Genomic DNA, 2646 nt, shown 5'->3' with positions numbered 1-2646 from the left:
AGCATATTGTAGAGAGGATAATTGATATGGATGTGAGATATGTTCAGGAACAAACAATACCGGAAACCGAGGTAATAATAATACCTGCGACCAAAAGCCCGAAGGAAAAGAAAAAGCAGGGCAAGAGACGGGTTGCTGCATATTGCCGCGTCAGCACGGACGATGAAGAACAGCTGACAAGCTATAATGTTCAGATAGAGCATTACACAGAGGTTATCGAAAGCAATCCTGATTGGAAACTCGCAGGGATATTTGCCGATGCAGGTATAACCGGCATTATGGCAAAAAAACGAGATGAATTTAACAGAATGATAGAACTTTGCAGGGAAAAGAAAATCGATCACATACTTACGAAATCCATATCGAGATTTGCAAGAAACATTGTAGACAGTATAAAATACATAAGGGAACTGAAAGCTCTCGGAATATCAATATACTTTGAAAAAGAAAACATAGACACAGGCGAAATGACCAGTGAAATGATGGTCGCACTCTACAGTGTATTCGCACAGGCGGAAAGCGAATCAACAAGCAATAATGTAAAACTCGGAAAGCGGTTTAATTATAAAGCCGGAAAGGTTCCTATGATGTATGGAAATATCCTCGGATACAGAAAAGGAAAAGACGGAAATCCCGAAATCATACCGGAGGAAGCCAAGATAATAGAAATCGTGTATACGAAATTCCTTGAGGGGTACAGTTATCAGGGCATATCCGAATACCTTACCAAAAACGGCTATAAGACCAAAAAGGGCAGTTCGGAGTGGAAAAGATCGGCGATACAGGGTATTCTGCGTAACGAAAAATACAGAGGCGATGTGCTGGTGCAAAAAACTTATGTGGCGGATCTGTTCACGAAGAAAACCGTGAAAAATACAGGCGAGCTGCCTATGTATCTGATACGAAACCACCACACACCGATAATAACACCGGAGGTGTTCGACAGAGTTCAGGTTGAGCTTGCAAGGCGAAATAGTCTAACACCCGTATCGGATAAGAATGTATCAAAAAAATCAAGATATAACAGTAAATATGCACTCACCGGCTTGGTCGTATGCGGAAACTGCGGAAGCAAATACCGCAGGACGACTTGGGCGAGAAACGGCAAAACAAAGGTTGTATGGAGATGTATAAACAGACTTGACCACGGAACTAAATACTGCAAGGACTCATTCAGCATAGAGGAAGAAAGACTGCACGCCGGTGTGCTTAAAGCAATGAACTCAATGCTTGACAATACTAAAAAAATCAAAGCCTTAATGAAAGGCAGTATAGCGGAATTGCTGTCGGCGCCAAACACGGTAATGCAGATACACGGACTTGAAAGCAGCATTAAAGCAAAGAATAACGAAATCGTTGAAATAATACGGCTCGGAGTCGAGAATAGGGAAACACGGGAAAGCATCGATGAAAAATGCCGTCAGAAACATGATGAAGTAAGCAAGCAATAATGTAAAACTCGGAAAGCGGTTTAATTATAAAGCCGGAAAGGTTCCTATGATGTATGGAAATATCCTCGGATACAGAAAAGGAAAAGACGGAAATCCCGAAATCATACCGGAGGAAGCCAAGATAATAGAAATCGTGTATACGAAATTCCTTGAGGGGTACAGTTATCAGGGCATATCCGAATACCTTACCAAAAACGGCTATAAGACCAAAAAGGGCAGTTCGGAGTGGAAAAGATCGGCGATACAGGGTATTCTGCGTAACGAAAAATACAGAGGCGATGTGCTGGTGCAAAAAACTTATGTGGCGGATCTGTTCACGAAGAAAACCGTGAAAAATACAGGCGAGCTGCCTATGTATCTGATACGAAACCACCACACACCGATAATAACACCGGAGGTGTTCGACAGAGTTCAGGTTGAGCTTGCAAGGCGAAATAGTCTAACACCCGTATCGGATAAGAATGTATCAAAAAAATCAAGATATAACAGTAAATATGCACTCACCGGCTTGGTCGTATGCGGAAACTGCGGAAGCAAATACCGCAGGACGACTTGGGCGAGAAACGGCAAAACAAAGGTTGTATGGAGATGTATAAACAGACTTGACCACGGAACTAAATACTGCAAGGACTCATTCAGCATAGAGGAAGAAAGACTGCACGCCGGTGTGCTTAAAGCAATGAACTCAATGCTTGACAATACTGAAAAAATCAAAGCCTTAATGAAAGGCAGTATAGCGGAATTGCTGTCGGCGCCAAACACGGTAATGCAGATACACGGACTTGAAAGCAGCATTAAAGCAAAGAATAACGAAATCGTTGAAATAATACGGCTCGGAGTCGAGAATAGGGAAACACGGGAAAGCATCGATGAAAAATGCCGTCAGAAACATGATGAAGTAAGCAAGCTCCAAGCAAAACTGAATGCTGTAACGGCAAAAAGTCAGATAGAAAACACTCAGACAAGCCAACTAAGGGCTATATATGACACAATAGATAAACTCCCCGGCAAATTCGTAACCTTCGATGACAGCGTGGTCAAATCAATGGTAACACGAGTGAAGATTATATCCAAAGAAAAAATAGAGGTTGCACTGTTCGACGCAGTTACGCTCACAGTGAATATATAAGGGTGGCAGAAATGTATTACAAATTCAGCGACAGCAAAGGGAATATACGTTGGTATAAACTTAAAA

General features: G+C 42.0%; 2 protein-coding genes. Both read left to right on the top strand.

Translation table 11 applies throughout. The features are described 5' to 3' along the window. Positions 1 to 1451 (top strand): recombinase family protein (locus tag H8706_RS11840; RefSeq protein WP_262432800.1); only part of this gene is annotated, 1451 nt, incomplete at its 5' end. A gap of 46 nt (positions 1452 to 1497) precedes the next feature. Then, positions 1498 to 2580: a recombinase family protein gene (locus H8706_RS11835; RefSeq protein WP_262432799.1), complete on the top strand. Its 1083-nt coding sequence runs from the start codon at positions 1498 to 1500 to the stop codon at positions 2578 to 2580. Positions 2581 to 2646 lie beyond the last annotated feature (66 nt).

This window comes from Qingrenia yutianensis (genome assembly GCF_014385105.1).
GTDB lineage: Bacteria > Bacillota > Clostridia > UMGS1810 > UMGS1810 > Qingrenia > Qingrenia yutianensis.
This window is presented reverse-complemented; position numbering and strand designations above follow the sequence as displayed.

Excerpts from the sequence above, each read along its gene's own strand:
- H8706_RS11835 (WP_262432799.1), top strand. The coding sequence starts at position 1,498 with ATGATGTATGGAAATATCCTCGGATACAGAAAAGGAAAAGACGGAAAT.